The 16,860-nt window shown below is 43.0% G+C and carries 17 protein-coding genes and 1 other RNA gene; 8 read left to right on the top strand and 10 right to left on the bottom strand.

The window, feature by feature from the left end:
* Nucleotides 1–222: 222 nt before the first annotated feature.
* Entirely contained in the window at nucleotides 223–1,863 is a 1,641-nt protein-coding gene (gene gpmI / locus JMX18_RS00645; protein WP_201582727.1) for a 2,3-bisphosphoglycerate-independent phosphoglycerate mutase, read from the bottom strand.
* A 270-nt stretch (nucleotides 1,864–2,133) separates the two neighbouring features.
* On the opposite strand from gpmI, the gene ssrS reads away from it, so the two are divergent.
* Nucleotides 2,134–2,329, top strand: a non-coding RNA gene (gene ssrS, locus JMX18_RS00640) — 6S RNA.
* A 150-nt stretch (nucleotides 2,330–2,479) separates the two neighbouring features.
* Here the strand turns inward: ssrS and JMX18_RS00635 are convergent.
* The gene (locus JMX18_RS00635; protein ID WP_201582723.1) at nucleotides 2,480–3,094 is read right to left on the bottom strand and encodes an FxsA family protein; all 615 of its coding nucleotides are present in this window, start codon (nucleotides 3,092–3,094) and stop codon (nucleotides 2,480–2,482) included.
* A gap of 152 nt (nucleotides 3,095–3,246) precedes the next feature.
* Here JMX18_RS00635 and ruvC point away from each other — a divergent pair, with 152 nt between their 5' ends.
* The gene (ruvC, locus tag JMX18_RS00630) at nucleotides 3,247–3,831 is read left to right on the top strand and encodes a crossover junction endodeoxyribonuclease RuvC (protein WP_201582722.1); all 585 of its coding nucleotides are present in this window, start codon (nucleotides 3,247–3,249) and stop codon (nucleotides 3,829–3,831) included.
* Nucleotides 3,832–3,863: 32 nt separating this feature from the next.
* Here ruvC and JMX18_RS00625 read toward each other — a convergent pair whose 3' ends face one another.
* The 4 genes from JMX18_RS00625 to JMX18_RS00610 form a co-directional block, all read right to left on the bottom strand.
* Nucleotides 3,864–4,787, bottom strand: coding sequence for an META domain-containing protein (locus JMX18_RS00625; RefSeq protein ID WP_201582721.1), 924 nt, complete (start codon nucleotides 4,785–4,787; stop codon nucleotides 3,864–3,866).
* 325 nt (nucleotides 4,788–5,112) lie between these two features.
* A complete protein-coding gene (locus JMX18_RS00620; RefSeq protein WP_201582719.1) occupies nucleotides 5,113–5,772 on the bottom strand; it encodes a glutathione S-transferase family protein in 660 nt (219 codons plus the stop codon).
* Between the two features lie 183 nt (nucleotides 5,773–5,955).
* Entirely contained in the window at nucleotides 5,956–6,594 is a 639-nt protein-coding gene (locus JMX18_RS00615) for a peroxiredoxin (protein WP_201582717.1), read from the bottom strand.
* A 303-nt stretch (nucleotides 6,595–6,897) separates the two neighbouring features.
* The gene (locus JMX18_RS00610; RefSeq protein WP_201582716.1) at nucleotides 6,898–8,640 is read right to left on the bottom strand and encodes a glutamine--tRNA ligase/YqeY domain fusion protein; all 1,743 of its coding nucleotides are present in this window, start codon (nucleotides 8,638–8,640) and stop codon (nucleotides 6,898–6,900) included.
* Nucleotides 8,641–8,915: 275 nt separating this feature from the next.
* On the opposite strand from JMX18_RS00610, the gene JMX18_RS00605 reads away from it, so the two are divergent.
* Together JMX18_RS00605 and JMX18_RS00600 are read left to right on the top strand one after the other, a co-directional pair.
* Nucleotides 8,916–9,431, top strand: a complete 516-nt coding sequence (locus JMX18_RS00605; protein WP_201582715.1) for a peptidylprolyl isomerase — start codon at nucleotides 8,916–8,918, stop codon at nucleotides 9,429–9,431.
* A gap of 55 nt (nucleotides 9,432–9,486) precedes the next feature.
* A complete protein-coding gene (locus tag JMX18_RS00600; RefSeq protein WP_201582714.1) occupies nucleotides 9,487–10,314 on the top strand; it encodes a UDP-2,3-diacylglucosamine diphosphatase in 828 nt (275 codons plus the stop codon).
* Nucleotides 10,315–10,403: 89 nt separating this feature from the next.
* On the opposite strand, the gene orn is transcribed toward JMX18_RS00600, so the two are convergent.
* Nucleotides 10,404–10,997: an oligoribonuclease gene (orn, locus tag JMX18_RS00595; protein ID WP_201582713.1), complete on the bottom strand. Its 594-nt coding sequence runs from the start codon at nucleotides 10,995–10,997 to the stop codon at nucleotides 10,404–10,406.
* A gap of 141 nt (nucleotides 10,998–11,138) precedes the next feature.
* On the opposite strand from orn, the gene rsgA reads away from it, so the two are divergent.
* From rsgA to secB, 4 genes are all read left to right on the top strand, one after another.
* Nucleotides 11,139–12,239 (top strand): ribosome small subunit-dependent GTPase A, encoded by a 1,101-nt coding sequence (rsgA, locus tag JMX18_RS00590; protein ID WP_201582712.1) that lies wholly within the window; start codon nucleotides 11,139–11,141, stop codon nucleotides 12,237–12,239.
* A gap of 133 nt (nucleotides 12,240–12,372) precedes the next feature.
* Entirely contained in the window at nucleotides 12,373–12,825 is a 453-nt protein-coding gene (locus JMX18_RS00585) for a rhodanese-like domain-containing protein (RefSeq protein WP_201582708.1), read from the top strand.
* Between the two features lie 337 nt (nucleotides 12,826–13,162).
* Nucleotides 13,163–13,426, top strand: coding sequence for a glutaredoxin 3 (grxC, locus tag JMX18_RS00580; RefSeq protein WP_201582707.1), 264 nt, complete (start codon nucleotides 13,163–13,165; stop codon nucleotides 13,424–13,426).
* A 132-nt stretch (nucleotides 13,427–13,558) separates the two neighbouring features.
* Nucleotides 13,559–14,011 carry a protein-export chaperone SecB gene (gene secB / locus JMX18_RS00575; protein ID WP_201582703.1) on the top strand — a complete coding sequence of 151 codons (453 nt, stop codon included), beginning with the start codon at nucleotides 13,559–13,561 and terminating at the stop codon, nucleotides 14,009–14,011.
* A 179-nt stretch (nucleotides 14,012–14,190) separates the two neighbouring features.
* On the opposite strand, the gene adk is transcribed toward secB, so the two are convergent.
* The 3 genes from adk to JMX18_RS00560 form a co-directional block, all read right to left on the bottom strand.
* The gene (gene adk / locus JMX18_RS00570) at nucleotides 14,191–14,847 is read right to left on the bottom strand and encodes an adenylate kinase (RefSeq protein ID WP_201582699.1); all 657 of its coding nucleotides are present in this window, start codon (nucleotides 14,845–14,847) and stop codon (nucleotides 14,191–14,193) included.
* Nucleotides 14,848–14,990: 143 nt separating this feature from the next.
* Nucleotides 14,991–16,274: a c-type cytochrome biogenesis protein CcmI gene (gene ccmI, locus JMX18_RS00565; RefSeq protein WP_201582692.1), complete on the bottom strand. Its 1,284-nt coding sequence runs from the start codon at nucleotides 16,272–16,274 to the stop codon at nucleotides 14,991–14,993.
* Entirely contained in the window at nucleotides 16,271–16,846 is a 576-nt protein-coding gene (locus JMX18_RS00560) for a cytochrome c-type biogenesis protein (RefSeq protein ID WP_201582685.1), read from the bottom strand. Before JMX18_RS00560 ends, ccmI begins: the two co-directional genes overlap by 4 nt.
* Between the last annotated feature and the right edge of the window lie 14 nt (nucleotides 16,847–16,860).

Genomic DNA, 16,860 nt, shown 5'->3' with positions numbered 1-16,860 from the left:
AATAATAAGGCAAGATGCACAACTTATAGAGCTATAAGATAGCATTAACAGCGGACTAAAAACTATGGCAATATTGCAATCGCTGTCATTAACTTTGGTATAAATAAAAATATTAGCTGCAATAAATCTAAAACACAAAAAAGTGTACGCTCATAAAAAAAGGAAGAATAATCGCTATTCTTCCTTTTATTTACATCGTTTAGATCGTTATGCTGCAAAGGGTTAAGACAAAGGCATCAATAGATTTTCGCCTGTCATCTCGCTAGGCGATTTAATATCCATTAATGCTAAAATGGTGGGCGCTACGTCGCTTAGTCGGCCGCCACTACGCACCTTTAGCTGTTTTTCACCCACATAGATCAATGGCACATGTTCGGTAGTATGCTGGGTATGAACTTGTCCACTTTCATAATCCTGCATTTGCTCACAGTTCCCATGATCGGCGGTGATAAGCATATCACCACCCGCTGCTCGTACGGCTGACTCAATACGACCTACGCAGCTATCTAAGGCTTCTACGGCTTGTACAGCAGCATCAAACACTCCGGTATGACCCACCATATCACCATTGGCATAGTTGACGATTAGCACATCGTATTTGCCTGACTCAATAGCGGCTACTAACTTATCAGTAACCTCCGGTGCACTCATCTCCGGCTGTAAATCGTAAGTAGCGACATCGGGCGAAGGGACCAATATACGGGTCTCGCCTACATACTCCTCCTCACGACCACCGCTAAAGAAAAAGGTTACATGCGCATATTTTTCAGTTTCAGCAATGCGCAGTTGGGTCTTACCCTGATCTTGTAGATACTCACCAAGAGTGTTAGATAACGATGCTGGATAATAGGCAATGCTAGTTTTGCTATTGTCAGCCAAAATGTCGGAGTACTTAGTTAGCATTACAAAAGCGGCAAGCCTAGGATGCTTATTACGGGCAAACCCTGAAAACTCATGATCCGGCAATACAAACGCTTGCGCTAACTCACGTGCACGGTCAGCACGGAAATTCATAAATATCAACGCATCATTATCTTCAACGGTATAAGGTATCTCATCACGTCCAATCACCGTCGTTGGACTAATAAATTCATCAGTTTCACGTGCTTTATACGCTGCTTGGACGGCACCATCAGCACGAGTTGATAAACGGTCTGCTTTGCCCTCAGTGATTAGCTCATAAGCTTTTTGTACCCGGTCCCAGCGGTTATCACGATCCATGGCATAGTAACGCCCAATAATACTGGCGATCTGCACTCGGCCTTCATAATGGGCATTGAGCTGATTAATATAATCACGTAATCGATTGATATATTTATCTGCCGATTTGGGCGGGGTATCACGGCCATCTAAGAAGCAATGAACAAAGACATTTTTAGCACCATGAACTAAGGCAGAGTGGCACATACCCTCGATATGGTCTTGATGCGAATGCACGCCCCCATCGGATAACAAGCCCATAATATGCACATTACCGCCCAATTCATTAGCCGCCTTTACCGCATTAACCAAGGCCTCATTCTTATAGAATTCACGGTTGGCAAGCTCATTTGAGATGCGAGTAGAGTCCTGATATAACACTCGACCTGCGCCCAAATTCATATGACCGACCTCTGAGTTGCCGAATTGTCCTTCTGGCAATCCCACATCCTCACCCGAGGCTGAGATTAAGCCATGGGGATACTGCTCATAAATTTTATCAAGATTAGGGGTATTGGCAGCAGCAATAGCATTGTCCTTATCGTCTTCACGATGTCCAAAACCATCCAAGATCATTAGCACATGCGGGACTTTTTTATTTTGTTGATTATCAAGCTGTTGCTTAGCGTTATCAGACTCAGCTTGCTGTGGTGTACTCATCATAGGTTACCGCTCCTCAAGTGGATGAAAGCCTGTTTGTATTATTAGGATTAGCGCTTTAAAGGCCTCTATGTTAACACAATTCTCAAAATAGCCGAAAACTGAGCATTTTTGCTTACTATTTTATGTCCATTATTGCGTAGTTATTTCATATAATTAATTAAGTTCAATTGAACTTGGCAGACTGCTAGGCATTATATTCATCATATAGCACATATTCTGAGCTATTCATAAATCAGACTTGCAATCCCGTATTTCATTGGTTAAGATAAGACTATTCTGAAGTGTTGGCTAGTGGAGTGTTATTCCCTGAGCCGATAATGCGTTAAATGGATGCGCTACCTATTGTCTCATTGTGTATGCCTGCACTGCTTGCAGTGTATCAGGAAACCTGCCGAGACAATGACGCATCCGCCCTGAACTTCACGGTTCATGGGTCACCACTCCACGGCGGCACTTCGGTTGTTAAATTCAGTGATAGCTATGGTTAATAGCTGCAGTACTTTCAATAACTAACCAATAACTAAAGTACTCCTAATCGCTAAAATAGCTGATAGTTGTCACTTAAAAGCCCCCTTCGTTATCGACGAAGGGGGCTTTTTTATGATATTAGCCGAGATTACTCATCGTTAGCTGATTTGGTGATTTTTTTGACATCTTTAGGCACAGTTTTGGCCGTCCCATCGACAGTCGTATGCTGCTTGAAGACATCGCCAAACGGATTTTGTTGCTGTCTATCAAAAGGGTTTTGATTGCCCATACCAGCTCCACCAAACGGATTTTGGCCGCCCATACCACCAGCGCCGCCAAATGGACTTTGGCCGCCCATTTGCTTGGCCATCATTTCCATCATTTTTTGCTGATTATTCATAACGTAGTTATTAGCCATGTCTTTTAATTTCTTTTGGACTGGTGGTAAAACTAACAGTAACGCTAACAAATCACTAAGGACCCCTGGAATCAGCAGTAGAATACCAGCTACAGCCATAGCGACACTCTTAATCATAGTAGACTCTTGAGGACGCATAGCAGGGTTCATCATGCCGCCTGCTTTCATTTGCTGCGCCATAGGATTGAGAGCCGCCATACCTTTACGGATAAGCGCAATACCAATAACGGCAGCAATAATAAACCAAATAAATACCAGCCAGCCACTAATGAACTGGGCTAGCAAATACCAAAGCAGCATCTCGATAATAAACCAAACAATGGCAATACCTACTATCTGACCCATAGAATGTTGTCCTATAAAATTGAAACTAAAATTTAAGCTTTACGCAAATTAAAATGGTTAACTAATGATATATATGGGGATGGCTTGCTATACTATCAAACTTGTAGCTGCTTTTTAAGTTATTAAATAAAATGTAAGTAATCTGGAATATTATGGCAATTATCATTGGAATCGATCCCGGCTCACGCATGACGGGTTATGGTATCGTCCAGCAAACGGGCGACAAGCTGACTTATCTTGATGCCGGGACTATTCGTACCGACACCAAAGAGATGCCTGAGCGCTTAAAACGTATCTTTAATGGTTTGACGCGAATTACTGAGTATCATATTAAATACGCCAACGAGCCTATTTATACCGCTATTGAGCAAGTATTTATGGCTGAAAACCCAGATTCAGCGCTGAAGCTTGGTCAAGCACGTGGGGCCGCTATAGCTGCTATGGTAGCCCTGGATTTAGAAGTATCTGAATATACAGCTCGGCAAATAAAACAAGCGGTCTGCGGTTATGGCGCTGCTGGCAAAGAGCAAGTGCAAGAGATGGTCTGTCGTATTCTCAAGCTAGATGTAGTGCCTCAAGCCGATGCCGCCGATGGTCTGGCCTGCGCTATCTGCCACGCCCATTCAAGCCATTCTATGAATAAGCTGCTACTCAATAGTGCGCTACGTGGACGCGGAACCTCTAAGAAAAAAGGACGATGGCGCTTGAGTGAAGAGGATTTGGGTAACCTACGCTGAAGTTATTATACCAAGATAATAAAGCTTTATAGCTACTTTACCACTGCACTCTCAATCACAGTATCAAGTACATAAGCATAATTATCATCTGCTATAGCTGCGGTTGTATCCGTATTATTTAGCTTATACCTTTGCAAACGTAACACCTCGTCATGCTGGCCATCATGTTGATAGCCTTCAATATCACCTACAAACTCAGTCCATTCGCCTTCACTAACCTTTAAGCCTTGATCGTCATAGGTAATAGGTTTTATTTGCAAACACTGCTCAGTACTGTTCTGGGTACAAGGTTTAGTGTTAGCATCTACCGCCCAAAATACTGTTTCGCCTTTACTATTATACTTAGCTTGAGCCGTCATCTCTCCTCCCCAAACTAGCGTCGCAGAATCGCTAGTAACTTGTTTTAGCGTGGGAGTGTCTCCATCAGTCAGAGTTAATTGACTAACACCTTGCATCATTTTATTTAACCGATCTTCCGCCACATTTAGTTCACCACATGACATCTTGGTGCTCATGCTATTTTCAGCAGTCATTTTATTATTTTGAAGCTGATAGAGGGCGCTCATAGTATTACAGCCCACACTATAGTTAATAGCGTTTCTGCCTTGAGACTGATTAAACTTAAGGGTCACCTGATCTTTAATATTTAGCAGCGACGTAAGAGGCTGGGCCTCATTATCAGTAGCTTCCACCAAAGTCCAACGATAGCGCGCCAACTTATCAATCATTTGTTGTTCAGCATTAATATTAGAAACGCTTTCGGTGCCAGTGGTATCGGTTTGCTCAACACCGCTTTCATTGCTATTAGCCGTCAATGTTGCTTGTTCATCGGCGGCTTCTGCGTCAGTCTCGCTAGTTGCCGCCGGATCGCTGCAGGCACTTAAGACTAACGCCCCTACTAACAAGCTGGGTAATAATGCTACTTTCAAATTTAATTTTCTATTAATAACTAACATACGCTACTTCTCTTTTATTTCTTTTCTAAAAATCTAAAGTTCTAAAACCTTTCTGACACCTGATTATTACAATTATTTTTATAACAATAATTATAAACCTTATAAGCTTACTACTTGTAACAACATGTTTATATTTATTACTTAATTTCTTTAAGTGTATTTAATAATAGCTGTGGCTGAAATAGACTATGGCTGGACCTTGATGTTTCAGCAATTAATCTCAAAAAAAATATGGATAACTGATTACTACAGTTACCCATAATTGATTGATTTGATAAAAAACTTAAAAATAAAGTGAATAAAACCACAACCTATATCAAAACGCTTATTCCGCTGCTGTTGGTTTGGCTTTAGCCATCTTTTTTATACTAAAACGCTCATGCATCGTCTGGTAAAAGCGCGCCAAATTATCTCCCTGCTCGGTAGGATTCACTTTCAGGGCTTTACCAAAATCTAAGCCTAAATACAGCACGATATCAGCAAAGCTCAACTGATTACCCACTAAGTAGTCGTTACCTTCTAAGGCAGTCTCAAAATAATCTAAAGCTTTTACAGCGCGGGCAATAGAAGGCGCTACAAACTCGGGCACTTGCTCTACTCGCTGGGCTTTGGACGGGTGACTATGCTGGAATGCAAGCATTAGATTATATAATACTTCAAACTCAGCAATACGGCGCATGGAACAAACTTGCGCCCGCTGAACCACGTCATTTCCCATGACTGAGCGCACTCCATAAACTCGATCAAGATATTCACAAACGGCCTGTGAGTCATTGAGTACAGTACCATCATCTAGCGTCAATACCGGCACCGTCTGCATCGGATTTATTTTGGTAAATTCATCTGACATCTGCTCATTAGCCGCAAAATCGATATCTACCACATCGAGATCATCCATATCATCAACATCAATACCTTTCGATGCTAATAAAATAAGGGCTTTACGAGGATTAGGGGCGGTGCGAGTAACATAGAGTTTTTTCATAGTTAATTCCTTTTAAGTCATTTTTGATTATAGTTTTTTATTACCTACAACGTTTTAATTATATCCATCTATCTTCATCATGATAACAAAACCTTATCAAGTCTTGTTAACTGAATAGTAAAAAACCCCATAACTTAAAGTTATGAGGCTCTTGTTTTTAGAAAACCTTAGACCAATAAATAGTTATTTATTAGGGGCAGGTGTGGTACGTAGATAAGGTTTGATTTCAGTGTGGCCTTTAGGATACTTAGCAGGGATGTCTTCGTTTTTCACACTTGGTGGAATGATAACATCATCACCTTCTTTCCAATCGACTGGTGTTGCCACATTATACTCATCCGATAATTGCAGAGCATCAATCACTCGTAAAATCTCATCAAAGTTACGGCCAGTACTGGCAGGATAAGTCAGGGTTAAACGGATCTTTTTATTAGGATCAATGATAAATACGCTACGTACTGTGTGGGTGCTATCGACATTAGGGTGCATCATGTCATATAACTCAGCCACTTCTTTGTTTGGATCTGCAATAATTGGGAAGTTGAGATCAGTACCTTGAGTTTCACCAATGTCGCTCGCCCAAGCTTTATGATCTTCTAAGCTGTCTACTGAAATAGCGATTTGTTTGACATTACGCTTCTTAAACTCTTCATTCAGAGAAGCCGCGCGGCCAAGCTCTGTAGTACATACTGGGGTAAAGTCTGCAGGGTGTGAGAAGAACACCACCCAGTTGTCTCCTGCCCAATCATAAAAATTGATATCACCGTCGGTAGTTGGGGCGTCAAAATTCGGTGCATCATCACCTAAACGTAAATGTGCCATTCTTGGCTCCTTATTTTCAATGTTGAGCGCCAACAGCATACTGCCAGCGCTATATTATTATCGTTAGCATGCTCAGTTATCCAGCAGATAGCTTTCGGCATGTCATTAAACCTATTCCATCTTATCAAAACGGTTATGAATGTCTTGTGACGGATTGTAATTCGGTTATTCCATTTAGGGGTAAGTAGAAAAAAACAAACCCTCTAACCGCTACTTCTCTAACTCAAAAAAGCCCATTCCTAGCGTACTATAGTCAGGTCAATATAAAAAATATACAGCTACTAAAATAAACTTAATTATAGCTTAAGCAGGCTTATAACTGTCACGCAAGCTGACGATTTGATTGAACACCGGCTTGTCGCTACTATGATCCTCGCTATCGGTGATAAAGTAGCCTTCACGCTCAAACTGAAAGCGCGTGCCCGCCTGCGCCTCTGCTAGTGAGGGCTCAACTACCGCATCAAGTACAGTTAGCGAATTAGGATTTAGCGCATCGTGTACATCGCTGACGCTACTTGGATCTTCAACCGCAAATAATTGCTGGTATAAACGCACCGTCGCTGGAATACCTTGGTCAGCTGATACCCAATGGATAACCCCTTTGACTTTGCGACCTTCAGGATTATTGCCTAAGGTTGCTGGATCAATAGTGGCTTTTAGCTCGATAACCTTACCATTATCATCAGTAATGTGCTCGGTCACCGCTAATACATAGGTATTACGCAGACGAATCTCCGGCTTTTCTGGCGACAGACGCTTATAACCTGCTGGCGGCTCAATCTCATAATCGCCTTGGTCGATATAAAGGGTTTCGGTAAAGGGGATTTCACGCTCGCCCATATCAACGTTGGGGTGCTTAGGTTGAGTCAGCCATAAGGTTTGCGCATCCTCATCCCAACGCGCGCTCACGCTATCGGCTTTTAGATCTTCCCACTGATTAACCGCCTCAATAAAGTTAGTGATGGTCACTTTAAGAGGTTTTAACACCGCCATACCGCGCGCCGTAGTGGTCTCTAGTGACTGACGAATGCTAAACTCTAATAAGCGAAAATCAACCACGCTATCGGCTTTGGTGACGCCTACCCGATCACAAAAGTCACGCAAACCTTCTGGCGTATAGCCACGGCGACGCATACCAGCGACTGTCGGCATCCGTGGATCATCCCAACCGCTGACGATACCTTCATCCACCAGCTGTTTGAGCTTACGTTTACTGGTCATCGTATGGTCGACATTTAAGCGGGCAAACTCATACTGATGCGGTGGCTGCTCAAAACCAATCTTCTCCACTACCCAGTCATAGAATGGACGGTGATCTTCAAACTCCAGCGTACATAACGAATGGGTAATCTCTTCAATAGCATCGGATAACGGATGGGCAAAATCATACATAGGATAAATACACCAGCTATCGCCAGTCTGATGATGCTGTTGATGCATCACCCGATAGATAATCGGGTCACGCATATTCATATTGGGATGCGCCATATCGATCTTGGCTCTGAGTACCGCCTCGCCCTCGGCATAGTTGCCAGCCTTCATAGCTGAAAATAGCTGTAGATTATCTTCTACACTGGCATCACGCTGCGGCGATGGGGTGCCCACTTCATTAAATGAGCCGCGATTTTCCTTGATTTGCTCAGGCGTTTGCAAATCGACATAAGCATCGCCTTGTTCAATCAATTGCACCGCCCACTTATAGAGCTGGTCAAAATAGCTTGACGCATGCAGTGCCTCACCTACCCACTCAAAGCCCAGCCATTGCACATCTTTTTTGATATTATCGATATAATCTTGCTTCTCAGCGGTCGGGTTAGTATCGTCATAACGTAAATGACAGACACCGCCGAACTCTTCAGCCACCCCAAAATTTAGGCAGATAGATTTTACGTGCCCAAGATGCAGATAGCCATTAGGCTCGGGCGGGAAACGGGTGACGATTTGCTGATATTTTTGTTCTTTAACATCGTCACGAATGATATTACGAATAAAATCGTTTTTTTGTTCAGCGGCTTGTTTTTCAGTAATATTGTTGTGCTCACTCATTACTCATTGCTCCTAAGCAAGGTATAGTCGATTCATTATTTAATCGGGCAATATTTGATAGATGGTTCAATTTAGAGAGGGTTCAAGTTAAAACAAAGAAGTTTGCAGCCTTTCTATAACAAAAAGCTAAGATTGCGTCATTCTATCAGCTTTTGCAAACTCATTAACAGCCTGATACATGACACAGGATAAAAAAGTCGTTAGACTAACCATGACTTTTACCACTCACTCACCCCGTATCAATTTTGATACCAGTAATAAAAAAGGATTATCACATGGTAGATATGCCACCAGTAGTAGAACTTGACACCAATATGGGTGCTATCGTTATCGAACTCAACGAAGAAAAAGCGCCAAAAACGGTAGAAAACTTTTTAAACTATGTTAAATCAGGTCATTATGAAGGCACGATTTTCCATCGCATTATCGACGGCTTTATGATTCAAGGCGGCGGTATGGACGCTGACATGAATGAAAAAGCGACCAATGCCCCTATCCAAAACGAAGCGGATAATGGTCTAAAGAATGACAAGGGCACTATCGCCATGGCGCGTACCCAAGACCCACATTCAGCGACCAGTCAGTTCTTTATCAACGTCAAAGACAACGACTTTTTAAACCACACTGGCAAAAATGCCCAAGGTTGGGGTTACACGGTCTTTGGTAAAGTGACCAGCGGTATGGATGTTATCGAAAAAATGCGTAGCGTGCCAACCGGACGTTACGGTATGCATGCCGACGTACCCAAAGAGCCAGTTATTATCCAATCAGCAAAGATTGTTGCTGAGTAAACGGTTTTTGCCTTTCATAACTGACTCATTAGCAATTGAGGTGAGATTAAGATAAATGCAAAGTTTTGACCATCTAATAACTACCCGTCCTCATGAGGTGCGACAACTATTGATTAGCGATTTGCATTTATCGCCAGATGAGCCTGCCCTAGTGCAGGCTTTTTTGCTATTGCTGGATGACGCGCTAGCACTGCCTAATCTTAAACGCTTGTTTATTTTGGGAGATTGGTTTGAGGTTTGGCTCGGTGATGATGCTTATTTAGCGCTCTCAGAGGATGCAAGACAAGCGCACTGGCTAACACCGCTGATCAGGCGCTTAAAGCAATTACGCATCAATGGCTGTGAGATCTTGGTGATGCACGGCAATCGTGATTTTTTATTAGATCAGCCTTTTTGCAACTTATTTGGCGGCGAGCTTATTTATGAGCCTTATACTTTGGCATTGGGAGCAAAAACTTACCGGCTAGAGCACGGTGATGCATTATGTACTGATGATAAAAAGTATCAGCTCTTTCGCAAAGTAATACGCAGCCGTTTCGCTAAGTGGTATTTGCTTAATAAATCTTTAGAAAAACGTCTCGGCATTGCTGAGGATATCCGTCAAAAAAGCAAGCAAAATAACACTATGAAAGCCGCTTATATCATGGATGTAAACGATGATGCGGTCAGAACTGTACTCCAAAATAACGATGCGCTATTACATGGGCATACCCATCGCCCCGCCGTTCATCAAATGGATAATAAAAAACGCTATGTACTCGGCGATTGGCGCTTAATCGATGAAGAAACACGCCAGCCAAAAGTCAGCGCAGTCATTGGCGCAGTGACTGAGAACGATGACGGTGCCGAGTTTAGCTTGGTGGATTTTAGGATTTTGGTGTAGGGTGCCTCTTACAACCCCATAAAAACTCAATAAAGAAAAAAGGTTTGTTAATTAAACAAACCTTTTTTTATACGAAAATATATTAAAACCTAATCTCTTGGCATCAACTTAAAAAAGTGCTGACGATAATGCTTCAGCTCACGGATAGAATCACGGATATCGTCCAATGCTAAATGACTGCCGCCTTTTTCAAAGTTCTTTAAGATATCAGGACGCCAGCGAAAACATAGCTCTTTAATCGATGACACATCTAAATTGCGATAGTGGAAAAACTTTTCCAGCTTCGGCATCTGTCTTGCCAAAAAGCGGCGGTCTTGGCAAATGGAATTACCGCACATAGGCGACTTGCCCTCATCGACCCATTTATTCAAGAACTTAATAGTCTCCGCTTCTGCTTGCGCCAAAGTCACCGTGCTACGGCGCACCCGATCAACCAATCCTGATTGTCCATGCTGCTTGGTATTCCATTCGTCCATCTTATTCAGGACTTGGTCGGATACCTTGATAGCAAATACCGGCCCTTCAGCCAAAACATTCAAGTCCTCATCGGTCACGACCGTCGCAATCTCAATAATTTCATCATTTAAAGTATCAAGCCCAGTCATCTCTAAGTCTATCCAAATCAGACCTTTTTTGCCTTGATTCTTGATTTTAACTTTATTAGGGTGGTCGTCAGTACTCATTAAATATCCTATGATCAATAATTTTTATCATTTCTTAGCGGTTAAAGCGTTACAAAACCGCTATTAGTATCATTCGCTTTAGGCTGTATGTTAGCAAACTTTCACGCTACACTTAGAGAAATTTTTTGATAGGCTCCACTTATGGCATTAATCCGGCAACGCAAACTGACCAAGCAGCAGATTCGTCGCATTGATAAGCAGCAATTAGAAAGTCAAGATAGCATTGATGATAGCTTGATGGACGGCGTAGTCATGGCGCACTATGGCAAGCAATTAGAGGTACAAGTGACCAGCTTGCCTGCTGTCATTCCTGAGCCTCCTGAAATTGGCCCTGATGATCCTGAACCTTTTTGGCAAGAATTGGCGCTTGGTGATATTTGGCGCTGCCATGCTCGTACCAATTTGCCGATGCTGGCCGCCGGCGATCAAGTACGCTGGAGCGCTGATTCCAATACTGGCTTTGGCCGTATTGAATCTGTCAAGCCGCGTACCTCTTTAGTCTCACGCCCTGATCGTTACCATAAGCTCAAGCCCGTTGCGGCTAACGTCGATATCTTGGCGATTGTATTTGCGCCGCTACCTGCCGCCGCGCCGTCGCTGATAGATCGTTATTTGGTGGTTTGTCATCATGCCGGCGTGCAGCCGTTATTGGTGCTTAATAAAGCCGATTTATTAGCAGAGGATGATGCTGATACCAAGCAGCTGCTAACCGAGTACGCTGCGCTAGGTTATGACAGCGTGCTCACCTCGGTTGATTGTCCCGAAAATATTGCCGATAGTAACGATCAACAAGGGCTCGATGATTTAAAACACCATATCGATAACAAATTAGTCATTTTTGCAGGTCAGTCAGGCGTTGGCAAAAGCAGCTTGGTCAATGCGCTATTGCCTGAGTCGGTACAAAGCGTCAATGTGATCTCAGAGAACTCCCAGCTTGGGCAGCATACCACCACTACTAGCCGCTTACTGCCTTTTAATCCTGACGACTTGACGGCGGGCGGGATTGTCGATACGCCCGGTATTCGTGAGTATGGTATTTGGCACCTGACGCCTGAGGATATTATCTCAGGCTTTATTGAGCTGGCGCCATTAGCTGGTTATTGTAAGTTTCGCGACTGCAAGCACACTCATAATAGTAAAGGCTGCGCTCTGTGGCAGGCGGTTGAGGAGGGCGAAGTACTCCAACGCCGTGTGGAGAACTTAGTTACTTTGCAGGCTGAAGCCGATACCAAACCTTATTAACCATCTCGTTATCGTACGTTTACTATAGCGAGGCTAATCGGTATAATAGCGCCTTGTTCATGTTTATTAAGCTGCTGTTTATAGCCTTTTATTTCTATAGCTTAATAGAACACTTATTTTTTGGAGGTATGGTTTGGATCGTGCACTTGAATTTATGGGTAACCACCCGTTTTTATTCGGTATTTTAGCCGTACTTATTATATTATTTTTCACTATTGAAAATAAGCGTAGCGGTAAAAAAATATCGCCCAACACCCTCGGTATGATGGTTAATTCCCAAAATGCGCAGCTGATTGATATTCGCCCCAAAAAGAAATTTGAGAGTGGCTATATTCAAGGCAGTCGTAATATTCCTTTTACTGAGCTTAAAGACCGCTTGGCAGAGATTCGCGCTATTGAGCAGCCGGTGATTGTTATCTGTGATATCGGTGTGCAAGCAGGCGCTGCGGTACAAATGCTTGGTAAGGACAATGTCTATCGCTTAGAAGGCGGCATTGGTGGTTGGCAAGGGGCTGGCATGCCTTTAGTAGGCATAAAAGATGCGCAAGCTAAAAAAGGTAAATCGAAACCTAAGCTAAGCAAATAACAGTATAGGATTTTTAGAAATTATTATAAAAGACATCATATTAAATGGTGTCTTTTTTATTTGCATGTTATCCAGCCAACACCGTGACCCTACAACTAAGGCCTATAACTAAGGGTTGTCTGAATCGGGATGATTTGGGTAGTTTGGTAAGCCCTCAGCTTACTCACTTGAATTCATAATCCCTATCCCCACTTTATAATTAGCATCACTTAATATGTGCTTAGCAAAATTTGCATTGCTAATATTGGCATTAATAATAAAATCGGCTTGCTATAGTCATATTTTTTATATTTATATCTAATTTATAACCTTCACATTTACCTAACAAGGATTCATTATGACCGTTCCTGTAAAAGTTTATACCACTCCTATCTGCCCCTACTGCACCAACGCTAAAAAAATACTAGAAAACAAAGGCGTTGAATACCAAGAAATCAGTATGTATGACATTAGTAGCGATGAGCGCCGTGCGTTGATGCAAAAGACCAATAACTATCGCACTGTGCCGCAGATTTTCATCGGTGAGATTTTCATTGGTGGTTTTGATGAGCTTAATCAGCTCAATCAGCAAGATAAGCTTGACCAGTTATTAGCCGGTTAAAGGACTATATTGCTTTACCACACTTCGCTATAATATTAGCCACCGCAAGATGTCGGTAGAGAGTATTATCATTAACTCCCAATTAAGCTTATACTCTGTATCATTATTTGATTCATTATTAGAGGAGCCATCATGGCTGAAGAACAAGTACAACCGCAGCTAGCATTAGAACGCATTTATGTTAAAGATATGTCACTTGAAGTCCCTGGTGCCGATGTATTCACCAAGGAGTGGAATCCTGAGCTCGATATCAACTTATCAAGCAATGCTGAAAAGTTGGATGATGACCATTATCAAGTGGTGCTCACTGTTAGTGTTACTGCAAAGAACGCTGAAGAAGCGGCCTTTATAGCCGAAGTGCATCAAGCAGGTATTTTCTTACTTAAGAATATTCCTGAAGATCAAATCGGACAAATCCTAGGCGCCTATTGCCCTAACGTTTTGTTCCCGTATGCACGTGAAGTCATTAGCGATATCGTGACTCGTGGTAGCTTCCCGCAGTTATTATTGGCTCCTGTGAACTTTGATCAAGCGTATGCCCAAAGCCAGCAACAAGCCCAAGTTGATGCTCAAGGTAACGCTTAATCTTTAAAATAAGCTTTCATCATGTGTTTTGATTTAATATCTATCAAACGCTGCATTAGAAATGCTATAGCTTAATGATTTAAAGACTCAAAAATCAAAAACCCTGCTAATTTATAAATTAGCAGGGTTTGTTTGTGTGGCAGTGCTCATGATATCGTTTATCATCGTCTAAAAGAGTATTAGCCTTTTAGAGTAGATAGGATCTGCTGCTTCACTTCGTCAATAGGTTGAGTGCCATCGAACTTATCATATTTAGGAGCATCGGCTTGCTCTTTAGCTTTATCTTGATAAAAACCAACCAAAGCCGAGGTTTGCTGATGATAAGTAGCTAAGCGATCACGAATGGTTGACTCTTTATCGTCTTCACGCTGGATAAGCGCTTCGCCAGTGACATCATCGATGCCTGCTTGTTTTGGCGGATTGTGGTCAATATGGTAAACCCGACCTGAGCCTGCATGCTGGCGACGACCTGAGAGACGTTTAACAATCTCGTCATCTGGCACACTAATTTCGATCACGTGATCGATTGCAACATTGGCTTCGGCAAGGGCTTGAGCCTGTGGAATGGTGCGCGGGAAGCCATCAAGGATGCAGCCATTGGCACAGTCAGGCTTGCTAATACGCTCTTTTACCAAGTCAATAATAAGGTCGTCAGAAACCAGACCACCTGCATTCATCACATCTTTAGCTTGTTTGCCAAGCTCACTACCCTCTTTAATCGCCGCTCTTAGCATATCACCGGTAGAGATTTGCGGGATATCAAACTCTTGTGAGATGAACTGTGCTTGAGTGCCTTTACCAGCGCCAGGTGGTCCTAGCAAAATAATACGCATCATAATACGTCTCTCCTGAATAAAAATGTTGAATTTTAGGGATTGGTCAAATGCTCGAAAGCAAAATCTACCTTACCTTGTGGATTTATAAAGCTCAAGTATTATTATTGTACCCAGCTTAACACCTATGGCACTTGACCTATCTATTAGGGTACTTGTTGATTGATCTCAACATTGACCTGATTTTGATCCGCTGCAATAACTACCGGGTTACCCGATAGGTCACCTGACTCTGCACCAGCAGTACCACTGTGACTAATACGAGCAACCACCGCCAGCTGTACTTTTTCACTACGTGCTGAGGCAATAGTACGTTCCGGCATCATGGCATCCAGATCACTTAAGCTGATACTAGCCTGACCTTGCTGAATCACCGTAATAGGTAGACGCTTTGCCGCATAAGGTGCGCCGCCATTGACATCACGAATCGCTATAAATAGGATATCATCAGCCTTTACTAACGGTAGCAGACTTGGATTGACCGTTACATTTACTTCAATACCTTGCGAGGCTTGCTGCTGTTGAATAACCACATTAGCGCTCAATTCATCTAGACTGGCTAAAGCCTGAGTATGATCGCCTGGTTTTGCAGCGATACTATCACGTAATCTTTTGATCCAGCTCTGAGCTTCATCGAAGTTACTGGCTCGTGCTTCACCCATTGCCATCAGCATCTGTGCGCCTTCATGCTCTGGATTTTTTGCCAGTACTTCTTTTAGTACACGGCGACTACTAGCATCTAGCTGACCTTGATTAGCAAAAAAGCTAATCTGCGCATAAGTAGTGGCAATCTCTTCATTATCGGGTGATAGACGGTAGGCGCGCGATAAAGCCTCTAGAGCGGCTTCATTCGCTTCTAAGGATAAAAACAGCTCAGATAAACGCATCCAACGATCCGCATCATGAGCATGATGATGAACGTTAGCTTGCATTTGAGTGATAAGCTCACGTCCTTCGTCTTCAATAGCCCAGGCAGGTGGCTGATCTATTTTTCCAGTTAACAGATCATCAGCAACTTGGCCTACTTTATCCTCTGCCGCCCAAAAATCAAAAGTAGGCGTGCGATCACCGATCAAGATATAGGCCAGCCCCGCTAGCAGCGGCACCCAAACCATAACCATCAAACGGCTTTTGGTATCCGGAGGTGTCATCGTGGCTACTTGGCGCTGTACATCTAGTAATTGGCGTTCCAGCTCAAGCTTTTGGTTTTGATAATGAGCGTCATCGATCGTGCCCTGGTCTTTATCGATTTGCAGCTCTGCTAGACGCTCACGAAACACCGCCACGTTGATATCTAATAATTGATCGTCAACGGGCTGAGCGTTACGTTTTGACGACTTTAACCACGGCATAATAGCGATAACCGCTAATATTAAAGCAATAAATAAGCTTAGGGCAACAAATAAGCCAAAAGTGGAAAATATGGTCATTTTTTGTCCTCTGTGCTGGTGATGTCATGATTGCTACTATCACCTTCCGTACGTGATAACAGACGATCTAATTCCGCTTGCTCTTCGGTGCTAAGCGCTGTCGTAGTACGCTCTACCGTAGTAGCGCCCTTACCACTGGCAACCACTTGACGGCGTTTACTTTGCCAAAACCAGCCGACGATAAGCGCAATTAATAATAACGGTGGAAAAAACCATAAAATCCAGGTTGAAGGGCGTACAGGCGGCTTATAACTGATAAAGTCGCCATAACGCTCTTGCATGTAATCACGAATCTCAGCATCGCTACGGCCATCTTTGACCATGTCATAAGTCTTTTGCTTCAAGTCTTGCGCAATAGGCGCATCTGATGCCGCAAGGTTTTGGTTTTGACATTTGGGACAGCGCAGCTCCTCAATAAGCCCTCGATACTGGGCTTCTTGTCGTGGCGAATCAAAATCATAAACATCAATAGCAGCGTAGCCAGTCATAGTGAGCATACACGCCAGCATCAAAGCCACCAGCTTAAAGAGTAGCGGCGCTTTTTGCTGCAATAGTATTTGGGTAGCTTTCATTGTCAAGCCTCCTC

This window comes from Psychrobacter jeotgali (genome assembly GCF_904846315.1).
Classification (GTDB): Bacteria; Pseudomonadota; Gammaproteobacteria; order Pseudomonadales; family Moraxellaceae; genus Psychrobacter; species Psychrobacter jeotgali.
Note: the sequence above shows the minus strand (reverse complement) of the source record. Positions and strands in the feature narration are given on the sequence as shown.